This is a genomic window from Cupriavidus pinatubonensis (assembly GCF_019602855.1).
GTDB lineage: Bacteria > Pseudomonadota > Gammaproteobacteria > Burkholderiales > Burkholderiaceae > Cupriavidus > Cupriavidus pinatubonensis.
The window spans coordinates 2,100,051-2,118,968 of record NZ_CP080766.1 but is presented as its reverse complement, the minus strand read 5'-3'; the positions used below and the strand labels follow the sequence as shown (position 1 = coordinate 2,118,968).

Genomic DNA, 18,918 nt, shown 5'->3' with positions numbered 1-18,918 from the left:
GCAATGCTCAGCCCGCCTTCGCGCTGCGCCGCAGGTAATCGGCGCGTGTCCACTCGAGTGCCACGCCGACCCGCTTCGTGCCAGGCCGGATCTTCGGCTTGTGCACGGCGAGCGTCAGCGTGTCGAGCGCTGGCCATTCGCGGAACGACAACTCCGCGATATCGGCCACGAGCGTCTCGAGCAGGCGCGTATGCGGCCTGTGCGCGAGGAAAGCGGCGACGCGCGCGCAATAGCCTTCGTAGTCGATCCACTCGCCCTCCTCGCGCGGCTCGCAGCGATAGCCGAGGCGCGCATCAATGACAATGGGCTGTGGTGCCTCATGCTCGTGTGGATGGATGCCGATTCGCACCGGCACCGCCAACGCGTCAATGAACACGCTCCATCCCCTGGACGGCAGCAACGACGCTTCCAACGCGGCGAGCGGGCCGCTGAACGCGTGATCGACGAGCTTCATGATGTCAGCGGCTCCGCTGCGTCAAGCATGATGCGGCTGAAGTAATCGGCAAAGCTGCGGCGCACCACGATCTCGAAGCGGTCATTCCCAGTCGGCACGAGCACGATTGCGGCCTTGAAGTAATGGCTCTGCACGCATTGCCCCGGTTTCAGCACGCGCGGATGCAGGTCGAGCGGGCAGCCGCGCGCCAGCACATCGCGGACGCGCTCGCCGCTGATCTCCACGACCGTATAGCCGCTGCCGACGTCGACCGCCGCAGCGTACGCACCGGCGACCGCCTGGGCGAGCTTCGGCTCGAGTACGCCCGCCGGCACCGGCCCGTTCGACCGCACCAGCCATTCGTCGGGGCCGAGCCACAGTACGTCATAGGCGGCACTCCGCGCGACTGTGTTCGGTGCGGCCGGCGGCCTGCACCCCACCACGCCCTCGAACGCGTCGACAAACACGGGATCGGACAGATCGCCTCGCACGTTGACAAGATCCAGAAAGGCCCGCTCGCGCATCACGAAGTGCTTCGGCGCACGCGTCTGCTGCGCGTTCAGCAGATCGGCGGTGCCGATAAACGGCGACTCGAGGCGCACCGCGCGTTTGCGCGCGGCGGTCGCCGGCATATCCGCGACCGGCGTAGCATTACCCGTTTCATTCCACATTCTGGCGGACTCCTTCGGTATCGTAGAAAACAGGGCTGGAAACCTTCGCCATCACGCGCCTGCCGTCGGCCAGCGGGATCGCAATGCTCTGGCCCATTTTGCCCAGGCCGCCCTTCACCACGGCGAGCGCGATCGAGCGCTTCAGGATCGGACTGTAGTAACTCGACGTCACATGGCCGATCATCGGCGTTGGCTCGGTCGTCGACACGCGCGTACCCGGCGCAAGGATCTGCGCGCCCTCGGGCAGCACGAACTCCGCGTCGTCGGTCAGCAGGCCGACGAACTGCTTGCGGCCTTCCTTCGCCGTATCCGAGCGCGTCAGTGAACGCTTGCCCAGGAAGTCCTTCGACTTCGCGACGACGCCGCCCATCCCGAGGTCATACGGCGTGACCGAACCGTCCGTATCCTGGCCGACGATGATGTAGCCCTTCTCCGCGCGCAGCACGTGCATGGTTTCCGTGCCGTACGGTGTGATGTCGAACTCGGCGCCAGCGGCCATCAGCGCTTCCCACACGGCACGGCCGGCGTTCGCGGGCACGTTCACTTCGTACGCCAGTTCGCCCGAGAAGCTGATCCGCATCACCCGCGCCTTCGCGCCGGCGACGATGCCGTTCCGATAGCTCATGAACGGGAACGCATCGTTCGCGAAGTCGATGTCCTCGCAGACTTTGCGCAGCACCTTGCGGCTGTTCGGGCCAACCACCGCGAACGTCGCCCAGTGGTCGGTCACCGATGACAGCCGAACCTTCATGTGCGGCCATTCGGTCTGCAGCCAGCGCTCCAGCCAGGTCAGCACGCGCGCGGCGCCGCCCGTGGTCGTTGTCATCATGAAATGCTGCTCGCCGAGCCGCACCGTGACACCGTCGTCGAACACCATGCCGTTCTCGTCGAGCATCAGGCCATAACGGCACTTGCCGACTTCAAGCTTGTTCCACGGATTCGTGTACATCCAGTTCAGCAGCGTGACCGCGTCCGGGCCCTGGATGTCGATCTTGCCGAGCGTCGAAGCATCGAGGATGCCGACGCTGTTGCGCACCGCGAGGCACTCGCGCTTCACCGCCGCGTGTAGGTTCTCTCCCTTCTTCGGGAAGTACCAGGGTCGCTTCCAGTTGCCGACGTCCTCGAACAGCGCGCCATGCTCGACGTGCCATTCGTGAATGCAGGTCTTGCGGATCGGGTCAAGGAAGTCGCCGACCTCCCGCCCGGCGAACGTGCCGAACGTGACCGGCGTGTAGTTGGGGCGGAACGTCGTCGTACCGGTCTCGGGAATCGACTTGCCAAGCGCCTGCGCCAGGATCGCCATCCCGTTGATGTTGCCGAGCTTGCCCTGGTCGGTACCGAAGCCCATGGCGGTGTAGCGCTTCACATGCTCGACGGACTCGAAGCCTTCGCGCGCGGCGAGCAGGATGTCCGACGCGGCGACGTCGTTTTGGAAGTCGACGAACTGCTTCGGCCCGCGTGCGGCAGCCGCGCGGCTGCCGACAAGCCAGAGCGGCAGTAGCGCGCCCTCGGCGACAGGCGTGACCTTCGGCACGGCCGGGGCCTTTTCGGGACGGAAGCCGGCGGCCTTGGCAGCGTCGATCCCAGCTTCGAGCGCGAGCGGGAGCGCCATCGCAAGGTTGAACTCGCCCGCCGCTGCACCCACGCTCACCTCGGCCTGCAGCGATTTGCCCGGTACGAAGCACGTCTTTTCATCACTCCACTGCGCCTTGCCGCCCGACTGCGCGAACAGGTGAAGCACCGGACTCAGGCCGCCCGACATGGCGACGAGATCGCAAGGAATCTTCGACACCTCGCTGCCTGCCTGTCCGTTCGCATAGGAAGTCACATCGACCGACGTGACGTGCCGCTTGCCGGACGCGGCCATCACGACCGCGCCGTTCATGACAGTCACGCCCTGCCGCTTCGCGAGGGCGGGCAGCGCGCCACTGGTCGAGGCGCGCGGATCGACGACGGTCACTTTCGCACCGTTCGCCTTCAGGTCGAGCGCTGCCTGATAGCCGCGGTCGTTGTTGGTGAACACAACCGCATCCCGCCCCGGCAGCACGCCGTAGCGATGAATGTAGGTCGATACCGCCGACGCCATCATCACGCCCGGGAGGTCGTTGTTGCCGAAGACGATGGGGCGTTCGTGCGCGCCGGTCGCAAGGATCACTCGTTTAGCGCGGATCTTCCAAAGCAGTTCGCGCGTGCCACGGCGCTTCGATACGGGCAGGTGGTCAGTGAGGCGCTGCGTGACAGTAACAAGATTGTGGTCCTGGTAGCCGAACGCGTTGCTGCGCGACAGGATCGTCACGTCCGGCAGCTTGCGCAGCTTGGCCTCAATGTCGCCGACCCACTGCAGCGCGGGCTTGCCGTTGATCTCGCTCCGGCCGGACAGCAGGCTGCCGCCGAGTTCACGCTGGTCGTCGACGAGGATCACGCGCGCGCCACCCACGGCCGCCGCATGCGCGGCGGTGAGGCCTGCCGGCCCGCCGCCAACCACCAGCACGTCGCAATGCGCGTAGCACTTGTCGTAGCGATCGGCGTCCAGTTCTGTCGGCGCCTTGCCGAGGCCGGCCGCTTCGCGGATCTTCTCTTCATACGTGGGCCACATCTTGCGCGGCCACATGAATGTCTTGTAGTAAAAGCCGGCGGGCATGAAGCGCGCAAACTTCTGATTGACCGCCATGCGGTCGCGCTCCAGATCCGGCTCCGCGTTGACGCTCGTCGCGACGAGCCCCTGGTACAGTTCGATCTCCGTCGCACGGGCATTCGGCACCGTGTGAGCGCCGCGCTCCAGTTGCACCACGGCATTCGGCTCCGCGACATCGGCGGTCACGATGCCGCGGGGACGGTGGTACTTGAAGCTGCGTGCAACGAAGCGCACGCCGTTCGCGAGCAGCGCCGATGCCAGCGTGTCGCCCTGATACCCCTGGTAGGTACGTCCGTTAAACGTGAAGGTCAGCGGCTCGCCGCGATGGATGCGGCCGCCCGTGCCGAGACGGTCTTTCTGGCTCATTTCTTGCCCCCTCCTTGCGGTGCATTGGCGCCGGGCTGGACGAAGGTTTCGTAGCCCTTGATGTCATAAGAGACCGTATCGCGCTCGACCTTGAACCACCGTCGGCAGCCCTGGGCGTGGATCCATTGCTCGCGATGCGTGCCGCGGGTATTGGTGCGCATGAACAGGTAGTCTCCCCATTCGCGATCGGACAACTTTTCAGTGTCGAGCGGGCGCGCGATGTCGGCCTCGCCGCCACATGAGAACTCGGATTCGGCGCGCGGTCCGCACCACGGACATTCGATCAGCAGCATTTCTTTCTCCTCGGGGCGTTCAGTGCGCGACGGCGGCAGCGCCGTGCTCGTCGATCAGGTGGCCGGTATAGAAGCGACCCAGCGCGAACGGTGCGTTCAGCGCATGCGGCTCGTCGCGCGCGATCGTGTGCGCGAATACCCAGCCCGAGCCCGGCGTCGCCTTGAAGCCGCCCGTGCCCCAGCCGCAGTTGAAGTAGAGCCCCTTCACGTCGGTCTTGCTGATGATCGGGCAAGCATCCGGCGACACGTCGACGATGCCGCCCCACTGGCGGTTCATCCGCACCCGCGAGAACACCGGGAACATTTCGACGATGGCTTGCAGCGTCCCTTCGATGATGTGGAAGCTGCCACGCTGGCCGAAGCCGGTGTACTGGTCGATGCCCGCGCCGATCACCAGGTCACCCTTGTCGGACTGGCTGATGTACGCGTGCACCGCGTTCGACATGATCACCGAGTTGACAACCGGCTTGATCGGCTCAGACACCAGGGCCTGCAAGGGATGGCTCTCGATCGGCAGGCGCACCCCGGCCATGTCGGCGAGCGTTGTCGTGTTGCCGGCCGCGACCACCGCGACCTTCTTCGCCTTGATGAAGCCCTTCACCGTCTCGACGCCGACGACCGCGCCGCGGTCGCGGCGGATACCGGTCACCTGGCAATTCTGGATAATATCGACGCCCGCGCGATCGGCGCCTCGTGCGAATCCCCACGCGACCGCGTCGTGGCGCGCCACGCCGGCACGGCGCTGGATCGACGCGCCAAGCACGGGATAGCGGCTGTTCAGGTTGATGGTCGGCTCGATCTCCTTGATCTGCTGCGGTGTCAGGAACTCTGCGTCGACGCCGTTCAGGCGGTTCGCGTTCACCCTGCGCTCGGTATCGCGCACATCCTGCAGCGTGTGCGCCAGGTTCATCACGCCGCGCTGGCTGAACATCACGTTGTAGTTCAGGTCCTGCGACAAGCCCTCCCACAGCTTCATCGCCTTTTCGTAGAGCGCCGCGGACTCGTCCCACAGGTAGTTCGAGCGGACGATCGTCGTGTTGCGCGCCGTGTTGCCGCCGCCGATCCAGCCCTTCTCGAGCACGGCGACGTTCCTGATGCCGTGCTCCTTGGCGAGGTAATATGCGGTCGCGAGGCCGTGTCCACCTCCGCCGACGATCACCACGTCATACTCGCGCTTGGGCTCCGGGCTCTTCCATTGCTTTTCCCAGTTTTCGTGATAGGACAGGCCGTTGCGGAACAGACTGAATATCGAATAGCGGCTCATTTCATGGACCCTCGTTAGCATTCAATGACGTTCACGGCCAGGCCGCCGCGCGACGTCTCCTTGTACTTCGTCTTCATGTCGGCGCCGGTTTCGCGCATGGTCTTGATCACAGAATCGAGCGACACGTAGTGCTGGCCATCGCCCTTCAGCGCCATGCGAGATGCATTGAGCGCCTTGATTGCGCCCATCGCATTGCGCTCGATACACGGAATCTGCACCAGCCCGCCGACCGGATCGCAGGTCATGCCGAGGTTGTGCTCCATGCCGATTTCCGCGGCATTCTCGACCTGATCAGGCGTACCGCCCATCACGGCGGCCAGCGCGGCCGCGGCCATCGAGCACGCCACGCCCACCTCCCCCTGGCAACCAACCTCGGCACCCGAGATGGAGGCCGTCTCCTTGTAGATCATCCCGATGGCGGCTGCCGTCAGCAGGAACTCGACGATGCCCTCGTCATTCGAACCGGGCACGAACTTCACGTAGTAGTGGAGCACCGCGGGGATCACGCCTGCCGCGCCGTTTGTCGGTGCGGTGACGACGCGGCCGCCCGCTGCGTTCTCCTCGTTGACGGCCATCGCATACAGGTTGACCCAGTCGAGCATCGACAGCGGATCACGCAGCGACTCCTCGGAACGTGTGCGCAAGCGGTGATTGAGTTCGGCCGCGCGGCGCTTCACGCGCATCGGGCCGGGCAGCTCGCCCTCGACCTTGCAGCCACGCTCGACGCAGGCGGCCATCGTTTGCCAGATCGCCAGCAGCCCCGCGCGTACGTCTTCGGCCGGCCGCAGCGCGCATTCATTGCGAAAGATCAGCGCCGCGATCGACAGCCCGCTGTCGCTGCACGCCTGCATCAGGTCCGCACCGGTGCGGAACGGATATGGCACCTCGGCAGCCGCGCGCACGCCGTTGACGCGATCGCCGTCGCGATTGACCACGAAGCCGCCACCGATCGAGTAGTACTCTTTCTCGACGAGCAACTGGCCCTGCTCGTCGAACGCCTGGAAGCGCATGCCGTTCGGATGCACGACATTGCCCGTGCCACTCATCAGACGGCGAAAGAAGCCGATGTGCTCCTTTTCGTCGAACGCAATCTCATGCTTGCCAAGCAGCAACAGGCGCTTGTCCTTGCGGATCTGCGCGAGCCGCGGCTCAATGACGTCCGGATCGATGCGGTCGGGCAAGCTTCCCTCAAGGCCGAGCAGCACCGCCTTGTCCGTGCCATGGCCCTTTCCGGTCGCACCGAGCGAACCGTACAATTCGGCCCGCACGCGGCGCACGAAGCCGAGCAGGTTCGCATCCTCAAGGTGCGAGACGAATCGGCATGCGGCAATCATCGGGCCGACCGTATGCGAACTCGATGGACCGATGCCGATTTTGAACAGGTCGAAAACGCTGACATTCATCTGGCTTGCCTCTTTGCTCTTGGCTGGTAGGTGTCGTTGGACGCCAGTACATCAAAGCGTGGAATTTGCCGATAGAACAAAAGCGGCATCGACGTGGGACGACGCCGCCAGGCGGGGGGCCGGTCAGGCGGGAAGTTCGTTTTGGCGATGATTTGCGTCGGAAAAGCGCAAGTTCGCGGCAGGCGGATCGGCGACGCTGACTGTGCCTGAGCCGCGTCGAGCGGACAGGCGGCGAGCGCTGCAGGAATGCCGTACGCATCACCGGCGTTTGGTGCCCAGAGCACCCCCGCCCCACAACCCAGATCCGCCCGCTTGCCCGAACCAGCCAAGATGGATGCCGCCATGACACCCGACGTTCCCATTTCTCCCGTCGCCGAGCTGGCGCCACGGCGCGTGCGTTTCGGCATCGTGCTGCTGCCGAACTTCACGCTGACGGCGTTCTCGGGTTTCGTCGACATGCTCCGGCTGTCGGCCGACGATGGCGACTACAGCAAGCCGGTTCGGTGCGTCTGGAGTGTGATCGGGAACACACTCGCCCCGGTACGCGCGAGTTGCGGGATCCAGGTTGCACCGTGGGAAACATTCGACGAGGCAGAGCCGTTCGACTACGTGGTCGTCGTCGGCGGACTGCTGCACTCGGGACCGCAGGCGGGGCCCGAGACGCTGGACTTCATCCGCCGCGCGGCGGGCGGCGGCGCGACAATCGTCGGCATCTGCACGGGCGTATTCGCGTTGATGCGCGCTGGTGTGCTCCAGGGGCACCGGGCCTGCGTAAGCTGGTTCCATTACTGGGATTTCATGGAGCGATTCCCGTCAGTCGATCCCAACCTGCTGATTGCCGACCGGCTGTTCGTGATCGACCGCCGGCGCATCACCTGCTCGGGCGGGCGCGCGTCGATCGATGTCGCAGCCGCCATTCTGCTGCGCCACTTCGATCACGCCACCGTCCAAAAGGCGCTCCGAATCCTGCTGGTCGGCGAGATGCAGAAGGGTAATGCCCCACAGCCGCATCCACCCGGGCTGGAGCCCGCGACGCACCCCAAGGTCAAGCGCGCAATCCTGCTGATGGAACAGCACGTCGGCCGGGCGCTCCCGCTGGATGCGCTTGCCTGCAAGCTCGACCTGTCGCCACGACAACTCGAACGCCTGTTCAAGGCAGAGACGGGCAAGAGCCCACAGGCATTCGCCAAGCATGTGCGCCTGAGGACCGCTGCGTGGTTGTTGACCAGCTCGGACCGCACGGTCGCCGACATCGCCTTGGGCTGCGGCTTTGCCGATGCATCGCACCTTGGCCGTGAATTTCGCAAGCAATTCGGAGTGCCGCCCGCAGCCTACCGCGACAAAGGCCCGGATTCCGCCGAGCCGTTGCTGCCCGACGGCGATGCTGGCGAGGTCTCGGCGCTCACTGAAATTGAGAGCGAGTGTTGAACCTGTACCTACGCCCACGGACCATCACCTCGTCGGGCCACCAATCATTTGACGCCAACAGCGTATTTCCACAGAAGAGAGTCATGAAAACACGCGCAGCAGTTGCCTGGGGGGCGGGAAAGCCGCTAACGATCGAAGACGTGGACCTGGAAGGCCCCCGCGCCGGTGAAGTGCTGGTGGAAATCAAGGCCACCGGCATCTGCCATACCGATTACTACACGCTGTCCGGCGCCGATCCGGAAGGCATCTTCCCGGCGATCCTCGGCCACGAGGGCGCGGGCATCGTCACCGATGTCGGTGCCGGCGTGACCTCGCTGAAGCCCGGCGACCACGTGATTCCGCTCTACACGCCGGAATGCCGCCAGTGCAAGTTCTGCCTGTCGCGCAAGACCAACCTGTGCCAGGCCATCCGCGCCACGCAGGGCAAGGGCCTGATGCCGGACGGCACCTCGCGCTTCTCGATCGACGGCAAGCCGATCTTCCACTACATGGGCACGTCGACGTTCGCCAACCACATCGTGGTCCCGGAAATCGCGCTCGCGAAGATTCGCCCCGACGCGCCGTTCGACAAGGTCTGCTACATCGGCTGCGGCGTGACCACCGGCGTGGGCGCCGTCATCTTCACCGCGAAGGTGGAAGCCGGCGCCAACGTGGTGGTGTTCGGCCTCGGCGGCATCGGCCTGAACGTGATCCAGGGCGCGAAGATGGTCGGCGCGGACAAGATCATCGGCGTGGACCTGAACCCCGAGCGCGAAGCGATGGCGCGCAAGTTCGGCATGACGCATTTCATCAACCCGAAGGACGTGGGCAACGTCGTCGACCACATCATCCAGCTCACCGACGGCGGCGCGGACTACTCGTTCGAATGCATCGGCAATACGCAGGTCATGCGCCAGGCGCTCGAGTGCTGCCACAAGGGCTGGGGCAAGTCGATCATCATCGGCGTGGCGGAGGCCGGCGCGGAGATCTCCACGCGTCCGTTCCAGCTCGTCACGGGTCGCGAATGGAAGGGCTCGGCTTTCGGCGGCGCGCGCGGACGCACTGACGTGCCCAAGATCGTGGACTGGTACATGGACGGCAAGCTCAACATCGACGACCTGATCACGCACACGCTGCCGCTCGACCGCATCAACGAAGGCTTCGACCTGATGAAGCGCGGCGAGTCGATCCGCTCGGTGGTGCTGTACTGAGGAGCGCCTTTCCCGAGAACACCCTTGTAGGCAGGGAGCGGATGACCGATTCCTGCCGACTCCGCCGCGACCCATCGATGTATTGAATTAGGCACTCCCGCCCGCCTTTTGTCCGCGAAATTGAGTGCCTCCAGTAAGCGCCGCTTCTCGTTCGACGGGCCGTGCACACCTTGATAAGATTGAACGGTTGACTGTCGCTGGCCCCATCAAGGGGACAAGGTCCATGCGCTGCCCAAGGTGCGGGTTCGAGAATCCGGCAGGCGCCAAGTTCTGCGAGGAATGTGGCGTCAGGCAGGTGCGTGCCTGTCCGGCCTGCGGGCAGGAGTCCGCGGCCAGCGCCAAGTTTTGCAGCGAATGCGGCTCGCCGCTGAACGCCCCCTCCAGCGCCCCCGCTACATCGAGCGGGGCCGTGCGCGCCACGTCAACGGCGCCCAGCACTCCCATCGATTACACCCCGCCCTATCTGGCCGAGCGTATCCTGGCGGCGCAGGCGGAGATGGAAGCCCGCCGCCAGACGGACGGCGAGCGCAAGATGGTCACTGCGCTGTTCGCGGACATGGCCGGCTCCACCGCGCTGATCCATGATCTCGATCCCGAGGACGCCCGCAGCCTGATCGACCCGGTGCTCGCGCTGATGATGGAGGCCGTTCACCACTACGAAGGCTATGTCGCCAAGTCAATGGGCGATGGCATCCTGGCACTGTTCGGCGCACCGATCGCCAACGAGGACCATCCGCAGCGGGCCCTGCTGGCGGCGCTTCGCATGCAGGAGGCCATGCGCCATTACGCCGACGGCGTGCGCCTCGCTCAGGGCATCGCGCTTCAGATCCGTGTCGGTATCAACTCCGGCGAAGTCGTGGTGCGCACGATTCGCATCAAGGATTTGCACACCGATTACGACCCGGTGGGCAACTCGATCCATATTGCCTCGCGCATGGAGAACATCGCCGTTCCCGGCTCGATTGTCGCAAGCGAACACACCCGCAATCTCACTGAAGGCTACTTCGCGTTCAAGGCCCTCGGCGCGACAAGCGTGAAGGGACTGCCCGAGCCGCTGGAGGTCTTCGAAGTTGTCGGGCTCGGCCCGCTTCGCACCCGGCTGCAGGTATCGGCAAGCCGCGGACTGGCGCGCTTTGTCGGCCGCACCCGGGAACTCGAACAATTGCGCGAAGCGAGGGCACGGGCACGGGCCGGACATGGGCAGATTGTCGGCGTGGTCGGCGAGCCGGGGGTGGGCAAGTCAAGGCTTTGCCACGAATTCAAGCTGCTCGCGCCGCGTGATTGCCTGGTGCTCGAAACGTTCTCGGTTTCGCACGGCAAGGCCTACCCTTATCTGCCGCTCATCGAACTGCTACGGAACTACTGCCAGATCACCGCGCAAGACGATGAGCGCCGGCGGCGCGAAAAGCTCACTGGCAAGCTCCTGACGCTTGACCGCGCGCTGGAAGACAGCCTGCCCTATCTTTGCCACCTGTTGGGAGTCGTCGAGCCAGGCTCTGCGCTGGCACAGATGGACAACCAGATCCGTCAGCAGCGGACTTTCGAGGCAATCAAGCGGCTGCTCGTGCGCGAAAGCCTGACCCAGCCACTGGAGCTGGTCATCGAGGACTTGCAGTGGCTCGACAGCGAAACCGAGTCGTTCCTCGGCTTTCTCGGCGAGAGCGTGCCCAGTGCTCGCATTCTGCTGGTGGTCAATTTCCGTCCTGAATACCGGCACGACTGGAGCCGCAAGAGCTATTACACCCAGCTACGCCTGGATCCGCTTGGCGAAGCCGAAGCCCGGGACCTGGTGCACGCGCTGCTGGGCGATGCCACCGGACTGGCCCGGCTCGAGCAGCTGATCCTGGAGCAGACCGAAGGCAACCCCTTCTTTATCGAGGAGGTGGTGCAGGACCTCGTCGAGGGGCAGGTGCTGCGCGGCGAGCGCGGGCATTACCGACTTGTGCAGATTCCGGGCAAGCTGCACATTCCTGCCACTGTGCAGGGAGTGCTCGCCGCCCGTATCGACCGCCTGCAACCTGCCGAGAAAGCCCTGCTGCAGACCTTGGCCGTGATCGGCAAGATATTTACCTGGAGCCTGCTGGGTAGCGTCGTGGACCTGCCCGAGGACAAGACGAAGAGCCTGCTGGCCCGCCTGCAAGCAGGCGAATTTATCTACGAGCAGCCTGCCTTCCCGGAGGTGGAGTACAGCTTCAAGCATGCGCTGACCCAGGAGGTAACTTACGGCTCCTTGCTGAGCGAGCGGCGTCGTGCATTGCATGAGCGCACGGCGCAGGCAATCGAGACGCTCTTCAGCGCCCAGCTTGAGGAGCACTGCAGCGAGCTGGCGTATCACTTCAGCCGCAGCGGCAACACGGCAAAGGCAGTGGTGTACCTGCACCGTGCCGGCCGCCAGGCCGTGCAACGCTCGGCCGACGCCGAGGCTGTCACCCATCTCACCATGGCGCTCGGACTGCTCGCCACGCTACCGGATTGCCCCGAGCGCGCACAACAGGAACTCACGCTTCAGATCACCCTCGGACCAGCCTGGATGGCTAAAGGTGGCTTCGCTGCGCCGGAGGTGGGCGCAACCTACGCGCGCGCGCTGGCCCTATGTCAGCAGCTGGAAGACACGACCCAGCGGTTTACTGCGCTGATGGGCCTCCGCACGTTCTACACGGTCCGTGCGGAACTCCGGACCGCGCGCGAACTGGCTGGGCAATTGCTTGACCTGGCTGAACAGGCGCAGGATCCTGCGTGGTTGCTTCAGGCGCGTCGGGCGTTGGGCGCCAACCTGTTCTATCTTGGCGAACTGCTCCCGGCGCAGGAGCAGCTGGAGCAAGCCATGGCGCTCTATGACCCACGGCAGCACCGTTCGCATGCCTACGTCTATGGACTGGAACCGGGTGTGCAAGGGCTCGCCCTGATTGCCATGGACCTGTGGATGCTGGGCTACCCGGACCAGGCCTGCGCACGCGGCCAGGAGGCACTCACCCTTGCGCAGAATCCGTCCCATCCCTCTGACACGGCCGATGCGCTGATCGCCGCAGCACAGGTCCGCCTGTTCCGTGGCGAAGTGAAGCTGGCGCACGACCTCGCGCAGGCACTCGTTGCTCTCTCGAATGATTATGGTTTGCCGTACGGCCTGGCTTGCGGCACTATCCTGTCGGGCTGCGCCGTGGCTGCAGGCGGCCACAGCGCAGAGGGGATCAGCCTCATTCAAAAGGGCCTGTGCGCATACCGCGAAACGGGCGCCGAGCTTCTGCGAACCCATTTCCTCGCGCTACTGGCCGACACCTGCGCCAAAGCCGGACAAGTCGAAGCAGGGCTTGCAGCGGTGGCCGAAGCGCTCGCTGCCGTGGAACGAACCGAAGAGCGGGTTCACGAAGCGGAGTTGCATCGGCTCAAGGGAGAACTTGCGCTGCGGGAAGCGGGCGAACCGGGCGTTGCGAACGAGGCCGCCAACAATGCCGAAGCCAGCTTCCAGCGGGCGATCGCGATTGCCACAAGGCAGGATGCCCGATCGCCGAAGCTGCGCGCGGTTGTGGCGCTGAGCCGCCTGTGGCAGCAGAAGGGCCGGCATGCTGAGGCCCGAACATTGCTGTCCGAGACCTACGGCTGGTTCAGTGAAGGCTTCGACACAGCGGACTTGCGCGAGGCCCGCGCATTGCTCATCCAACTCGGGCAACAGTAAAGCAAACAGCTGCGGGGTGGCTTGCGAGTCCGGACACTGTCATCGGCCCACTGCCAGCGATCCCGAACTGCCTGTGACATGCTGCAGACACCACCAGCCCTAGGCCTCCAATGGGAGCACCGCATCGAGCTCATCCTGCTGATGGGCGCGTGCGACAAGGTAGCGTCCATTGCCGAAGACGAGCGGCCTGTTCGCGGACCGTTCCAGGCGGACAACCCGTCCGATATAAACGACATGGTCACCTTCCGGATGAGCGGAAATCTTCACGCATTCCAGGTTGGCAGCGCATGAACTGATAATTGGAACACCCCCCAAACCCGGGCGGCTGACGATATTGCGGAACTTATCGTCGCTGGCTGTCGAAAATTGCCTGGATACCTGTATTTGGTGCTCAGAGAGGATATTTACGACGAACCGCTCGGCATCCCGAAACACGGGGTAGCTCCTTGATGAAAGAGATTGGCTCCATAAGATCAGGGGCGGAGTCAGCGAGACAGAACTGAAGGAGTTGACGGTGATGCCACATGCCCTTCCAGTGGTGTCCAAAGTGGTCATCACGGTCACCCCGGTGGGGAAAGCACCCAGCGCCTTGCGAAGAGTCAGACCATCAATATGTTCCATCGCTTTTCCTTTCAGCGGGCGCGTCGACCGGTGCGCCATGCAGCCTGTTGTGTGTCCCTAGTACATCAGATCCTGCAGGCGAGAGGTAGAACCAGTCCGTCGTTCCATTAGGACAATCGCGCCAGGGAAGATCGTCTACAGGCGTCCCGACCCGTGGGAATGATTCAGCCCGCACGCGCACGCTTTGACCGCCGGCGTTCGGACTGGTGCAGCCGCTTGAGAATACCGTCGAACGATTCCAGTTGCCGGTGGATCTCTTCTGGCCCGTTTTCGACCAGGAACGCGCGGAATGCCGACGCTACCGGCGGCAACCGGACCGCCGGCAGGTGCGCCACGTACCAGTCGCGCTCCACCGGGTTGCCTGCGAGCGGCAGCACATCGATCAAGCCCGCTTCGAACTCCAGCGTGCAGGCATGCAACGACAGGAACGCGATGCCCAGCCCGGCCGAGACCATGCGCTTGATCGCCGCATTGCTGGACAGTTCGGACCCGTGTGGCAAGCGCAGCCCCGCCTCGCGGAACAGGCGTTCGACGGTATCGCGCGTACCAGAGCCCCGCTCGCGGACCAGCAGGTTTTCCGCAAGCAGGTCTTGCATCGTGATGTGCCGCCGGGCCATCAATGGATGATCGGGTGCGGCAATGAAGGCCATCGGATGCTTGGCAAAGGTCACCGCATTCGTCCTGAGCTCGGACGGCGGCCGCCCGATGATGGCGAGATCGATTTCGTGCATCCCCAGCATGCGCACGATCTCTTCGCGGTTGCCGACCCGAAGCACGATCTTCACATCCGGATGGCATTGGGTGAACGCGACCAGCATCTGCGGGAGCAAATACTCGGCGGTGGTGATCGCGCCGACGCGAAGGGTCCCCGCGATCCCACCGCGCAAGGCAGCTACCTCTTCCACCGCGTCGCGCCATAGCTTGAGGATCTGGCTCGCGTAGCCTGCCATCACTTCGCCCGCGGGCGTCATCAGCAAGCCGCGCCCGGAACGCTGCACCAGCGGCGTGCCTGTGGCCTCTTCAAGCAGCCGCAATTGCAGCGAAACCGTCGGCTGGGCCAGGTGTAACTCCTCGGCTGCCCGCGATACGCCGCCCAGGCGCGCGACCGCGTCGATCGCATTGAGCTGCCGGAAGGTGGTGGTCTTATGCATAGAAGAAAACCTATCGGTCGGATTTGTTTCTCAATTATTCAATATGAGTTTTCCCGCGTACAGTGCAAACGTCAAGACCTGATCGCGCCGCCCCTCCGCGTTCCGCCAAACCATCCAGGAGTCCACCATGTCGATCGAATTGCTGATTGTTTCCGCCGACCACGTGCTGTTCCAGACGAAAGCGCAACACGCCGCCGGCTCGGCCGCAGCCACCCGGCACCAGTCGGAAACCGCTCCTGGCAGCGCAATTGGCGAAGACTTCTGCGCGGCATATCAGGAGGCATTCGTACAGGCAAGCGCGGTGGCGAAGGTATCTGTGCGCCGGCAAATCGAACAGCTGATGCGCGAAGCCGAGCAAGCCGGAGCCAGGCTTGCCATCGTGACCATGATGTCGTCCCGCATGCTGAGCGCGCTGCTTGACAGTTATGACCAGCCAGCCTGTACCGACCGCTTTACCGTGATTGCCACCGCGGATTCGCTTGGCCACGGCCGCGGCCACGCAGACCTGCTGCGGCTTGTGCTCCATGCCGTCGACCTTCCTGCCGACCGCGCGCTGTTCATCGGTGCAAATGCCAGTGAGGCCCATGCCGCGGATGCGCTTGGCATGCCGGTGATGCGGCTGGGGGACAGCATGGCATCGCGCCAGGACGAGGGCCCAACCATCCTTTCCGACGTGCCCACCGCGTCGTGGCCGTCGTTCGAGGACATCGAGATGCACTTCATGCAAGGCGCACCGGCCCAGCCGTCGCGCTACACGTCCCTAGGGACATTGGCCGCCCCGGCATGAGCCGTCGTGGGCACTACCAACGCATAGAGGGGGATGGAATGAAGACAATCGTCATTGCTGGCGGCGGAACCGCTGGCCTTCAACTCGCGGCCCGGCTGGGAAAGCAATTGGGCAAGCGCGGCCTGGCGAAGATTGTCCTGGTGGACCGCTACAGGACACACCTCTGGAAGCCCCTGCTGCACGAAGTCGCCGCAGGAAAGCTTGAGCCGTACATCCACCACACGTCATTCGCGCTCCAGGCGCGCCGCTACGGCTTTCGTTTCTTGCAGGGAGAGTTCACCTCACTGAATCGCGACAACCGCACACTGGCGATCACGACAGCCGGAAGCGATGGTGCCACGCACGTGACGGCGCTGGCCTATGACACATTGGTGCTTGCGATTGGCGGCACCACCCAGTACTTCGGTGTCCCGGGGGCGAGGGAGCACGCGCTGGCGCTGGATAGCGTACCCGGCGCCGAGTATGCGCGGACCCAGATCGTGGATGCGCTGCGCCGCGTGTCCTCGCAAGCGAAAGCAGCCGACGGTCCCGCGCGAGCCAGCGTCGCCATTGTCGGCGCGGGCGCCACCGGCGTGCAACTGGCAGCCCAGGTGCGGCAGATGTCGCGCGTGCTGAGCCAGTACGGCATTCATTCGCTCGATCCTGACCGCGGCACCGAGATACGCCTCGTCGAGGCTTCCGGCAATATTCTTCCGGGCATGGATCATCGCCTCGCCGACAGGACGGCAGCTGAGTTGCAGGCGCAGGGTATCCAGATTCTCCTTAACACGCGCGTCACCGAGGTCCGACCCGACTGCCTGCATATTGCAGGCGCGGACCCCGTTGCCGCGGACGTGACAATATGGACTGCCGGCGTTACCGTATCGCCGGTGTTGTCGAACATCGGCCTGCAGGTGACCCGCAACGGACGCGTTCGGGTGGGAGACACGCTCCAGACCCTGGAAGACGAGCATATTTATGCCTTGGGCGATTGCGCGAGCTTCCGTCCGGCGGGCGAACTGGCAGAGCTTCCTACGCGAGCACAAGTCGCGCATCAGCAGGCCATTTACCTGGCCCGAGCCTTGCCCCGTGCGCTCGCCGGAAAGCCCGTAGCCAGGTTCAAATTTCAAGATCGTGGCTCTGTCATCTCGTTGGCTGACGACATGGCGCTGTGCCATCTGCTTGCGCCTGGCGCCAGCGATGGCTGGCAGGTACAAGGCGCGTTGGCGAAACTGGTGCACGCGGTCATCTATCGACGTCACGTGCTGGCGATCCAGGGCTTTGCGCGAGCCGTCGCGATGACGCTGTCCCAGCGACTGGAGCGGTTGCTGGGTGCCGGTTATCGGCTGGATTGAAGCCCGGAACTTCGCGGCAAAGCGGAAAGCGCGTTGGAGACCAGCTTTTGGTGTTCTCCAACGCTACCTTGACTACCGCGAGGTGTACGTCACTGTTCCATAGACGCAACCGCGTGCGCGCATGAATTGAATAACGTGGCCCGCTCAGGCCCCGTCGAGGAACGGGCTGCGCTGGCCAAGGCGGGTGCCGAGCGCATCGGGCGCCAGGCGCATGCTGGCGGGATCGATGCCCTGGCCCGCGCTGCCGGCCGCGGTCATGTCGACCGGTGCGGAGGCCATGCCCGGCTGGCTCGGCTGTCCAGCCGTCTGAGCATAAGTATTGCCGCCGGCGGGCATGGCCCCGGCCGCCGGGATGGTTGCCGCCGGTGCGGCCTGGATGGCCTGTGCGCCTTGCATCGGCTGGGCTGCAGGCGCTGCTGGCTGGATGGATGGCATCGGCTGGGTCGGCTGATTGGGCTGCGCCTGCTGCGCGAACAGCGGGCAGGACGCGAGCATCGCGCCAGCCATCAACAGGGATTTCGCCAGATGTTGCTTCATTCGGTTAACTCCTGGAATAGCCTAAAGGCATGGGAGTAATCACTGTAGCGGCGCGACGCCTGACATTCTGTTCGATTTTGCAACGGGCATTTACGAGGCTTGCCATTGGGCAAGTGAGGCGTTATTCGCGTGCGCGACGCGGGTCCGCGTTGTTGGCCAGAGAACCACCCTTCCACTTGCTTCGAAACGAACTGGGCCGGTTTCTAATCAACTGCGCCCTCCCCACAGAAGGGTAAGGCACGTCGGCAAGGCTACAGTCAGGGTGTCGATCATCGCCCAGGCTCGCTCAATGCCTTGACTACTCACCCTCACTTACTCCAGCGGCGAAATCGTCGTGCTGCCTGCCGCGTCACCCTCCGACGAATCGGCATCGATCCAGACCCGCGTAGCGCCGCCCACGCGCGACAGGCGCATCTGGTAGGTGTAGCGCTCCGGGTGATACAAGCCCACCAGGTATTGCACACGCCGGCCTTGCCGATCCGTGGCGATGCGCGAAACGCGTAGCAGCGGCACCCCGGGACTCAGCCGCAGGATGCGGGCAACCTGGAGATCCGCCACGGCGGCTCCCAGCGTCTGGTCGGCGGAAACGACATGCACGCCGTGCTGCTCCAGCGCAACCAGCATCGGCGTGTCCTGCAACGTATGCCGGTCGAGCGCGCCGGCCAGGTCGTCGGGCACAAAGACTTCGGTATAGGCGATCGGCTGCGCCTTGAACTTGCGCACGCGCACCACCTTGAGCACCGCGGCGCCAGGCGGCAGGTCCAGCGCCGTGCTGACTGCCGGCGGGGCCGGCATGCGCTTCCATTCCAGGACCGTGACGCGCGTGCGCTTGCTGACGCTGACGATGTTGTCGAGCAATCCGCCGCGCACCGCCGTGGCGGCGGTTGCCGCATGCCGGAAGGTCGGCACGGTGCCCTTGCCGCGCAGACGCGCAACCATTCCCTCCTCTTCCAGCCGCGCCAGCGCCGAGCGTACGGTGACACGCGCCACGCCGAATTCTTCGGCTAGCTGGCGCTCGCCGGGTAGCGGCATGCCGGTCTCGTAGTAGCCGCCGCGGATACGGTCGCGCAGGATCAGCCGGACTTGCTGAAAGCGGGGAAGATCGGGGTTGGCATCCAAAGGCATGGGCAAT

The 18,918-nt window shown here is 64.6% G+C and carries 15 protein-coding genes; 5 read left to right on the top strand and 10 right to left on the bottom strand.

Annotated features, from left to right (window positions below; all coding sequences use genetic code 11):
• Positions 1-7: 7 nt before the first annotated feature.
• The 6 genes from K2O51_RS09600 to K2O51_RS09575 are packed head-to-tail and all read right to left on the bottom strand — an operon-like array spanning position 8 to position 7,065.
• A complete protein-coding gene (locus K2O51_RS09600; RefSeq protein ID WP_011300940.1) occupies positions 8-454 on the bottom strand; it encodes a dihydroneopterin aldolase in 447 nt (148 codons plus the stop codon).
• A complete protein-coding gene (locus K2O51_RS09595) occupies positions 451-1,104 on the bottom strand; it encodes a sarcosine oxidase subunit gamma (RefSeq protein WP_011300941.1) in 654 nt (217 codons plus the stop codon). The genes K2O51_RS09600 and K2O51_RS09595 overlap by 4 nt, the downstream gene beginning before the upstream one ends.
• Positions 1,094-4,105 carry a sarcosine oxidase subunit alpha family protein gene (locus K2O51_RS09590; RefSeq protein WP_220630125.1) on the bottom strand — a complete coding sequence of 1,004 codons (3,012 nt, stop codon included), beginning with the start codon at positions 4,103-4,105 and terminating at the stop codon, positions 1,094-1,096. Before K2O51_RS09590 ends, K2O51_RS09595 begins: the two co-directional genes overlap by 11 nt.
• A complete protein-coding gene (locus tag K2O51_RS09585; protein WP_011300943.1) occupies positions 4,102-4,398 on the bottom strand; it encodes a sarcosine oxidase subunit delta in 297 nt (98 codons plus the stop codon). Before K2O51_RS09585 ends, K2O51_RS09590 begins: the two co-directional genes overlap by 4 nt.
• Positions 4,399-4,417: 19 nt before the next feature.
• Positions 4,418-5,662 (bottom strand): sarcosine oxidase subunit beta family protein, encoded by a 1,245-nt coding sequence (locus tag K2O51_RS09580; RefSeq protein ID WP_011300944.1) that lies wholly within the window; start codon positions 5,660-5,662, stop codon positions 4,418-4,420.
• Positions 5,663-5,676: 14 nt separating this feature from the next.
• Complete coding sequence (locus K2O51_RS09575; protein WP_011300945.1) at positions 5,677-7,065, bottom strand: L-serine ammonia-lyase; 1,389 nt, start codon at positions 7,063-7,065, stop codon at positions 5,677-5,679.
• A gap of 342 nt (positions 7,066-7,407) precedes the next feature.
• Between K2O51_RS09575 and K2O51_RS09570 the strand changes: the two genes are divergently transcribed.
• The 3 genes from K2O51_RS09570 (at position 7,408) to K2O51_RS09560 (ending at position 13,356) form a co-directional block, all read left to right on the top strand.
• On the top strand, positions 7,408-8,493 hold the full coding sequence (locus K2O51_RS09570) for a GlxA family transcriptional regulator (RefSeq protein ID WP_140950970.1): 1,086 nt from the start codon (positions 7,408-7,410) through the stop codon (positions 8,491-8,493).
• An 83-nt stretch (positions 8,494-8,576) separates the two neighbouring features.
• Entirely contained in the window at positions 8,577-9,683 is a 1,107-nt protein-coding gene (locus K2O51_RS09565) for an S-(hydroxymethyl)glutathione dehydrogenase/class III alcohol dehydrogenase (RefSeq protein ID WP_140950963.1), read from the top strand.
• A 223-nt stretch (positions 9,684-9,906) separates the two neighbouring features.
• Positions 9,907-13,356 (top strand): adenylate/guanylate cyclase domain-containing protein, encoded by a 3,450-nt coding sequence (locus K2O51_RS09560; protein ID WP_011300948.1) that lies wholly within the window; start codon positions 9,907-9,909, stop codon positions 13,354-13,356.
• A gap of 99 nt (positions 13,357-13,455) precedes the next feature.
• On the opposite strand, the gene K2O51_RS09555 is transcribed toward K2O51_RS09560, so the two are convergent.
• Entirely contained in the window at positions 13,456-13,977 is a 522-nt protein-coding gene (locus K2O51_RS09555; RefSeq protein WP_049796505.1) for a flavin reductase family protein, read from the bottom strand.
• A gap of 164 nt (positions 13,978-14,141) precedes the next feature.
• Positions 14,142-15,128 carry a LysR family transcriptional regulator gene (locus K2O51_RS09550; protein ID WP_140950965.1) on the bottom strand — a complete coding sequence of 329 codons (987 nt, stop codon included), beginning with the start codon at positions 15,126-15,128 and terminating at the stop codon, positions 14,142-14,144.
• A gap of 127 nt (positions 15,129-15,255) precedes the next feature.
• Here K2O51_RS09550 and K2O51_RS09545 point away from each other — a divergent pair, with 127 nt between their 5' ends.
• Together K2O51_RS09545 and K2O51_RS09540 are read left to right on the top strand one after the other, a co-directional pair.
• Positions 15,256-15,915, top strand: coding sequence for an HAD family hydrolase (locus tag K2O51_RS09545; protein WP_140950966.1), 660 nt, complete (start codon positions 15,256-15,258; stop codon positions 15,913-15,915).
• Positions 15,916-15,953: 38 nt separating this feature from the next.
• Positions 15,954-17,249 carry an NAD(P)/FAD-dependent oxidoreductase gene (locus K2O51_RS09540; RefSeq protein ID WP_011300952.1) on the top strand — a complete coding sequence of 432 codons (1,296 nt, stop codon included), beginning with the start codon at positions 15,954-15,956 and terminating at the stop codon, positions 17,247-17,249.
• 144 nt (positions 17,250-17,393) lie between these two features.
• Here the strand turns inward: K2O51_RS09540 and K2O51_RS09535 are convergent, their stop codons facing one another.
• A complete protein-coding gene (locus tag K2O51_RS09535) occupies positions 17,394-17,786 on the bottom strand; it encodes a hypothetical protein (RefSeq protein WP_011300953.1) in 393 nt (130 codons plus the stop codon).
• A gap of 312 nt (positions 17,787-18,098) precedes the next feature.
• Positions 18,099-18,911 (bottom strand): GntR family transcriptional regulator, encoded by an 813-nt coding sequence (locus tag K2O51_RS09530; protein ID WP_011300954.1) that lies wholly within the window; start codon positions 18,909-18,911, stop codon positions 18,099-18,101.
• Positions 18,912-18,918 lie beyond the last annotated feature (7 nt).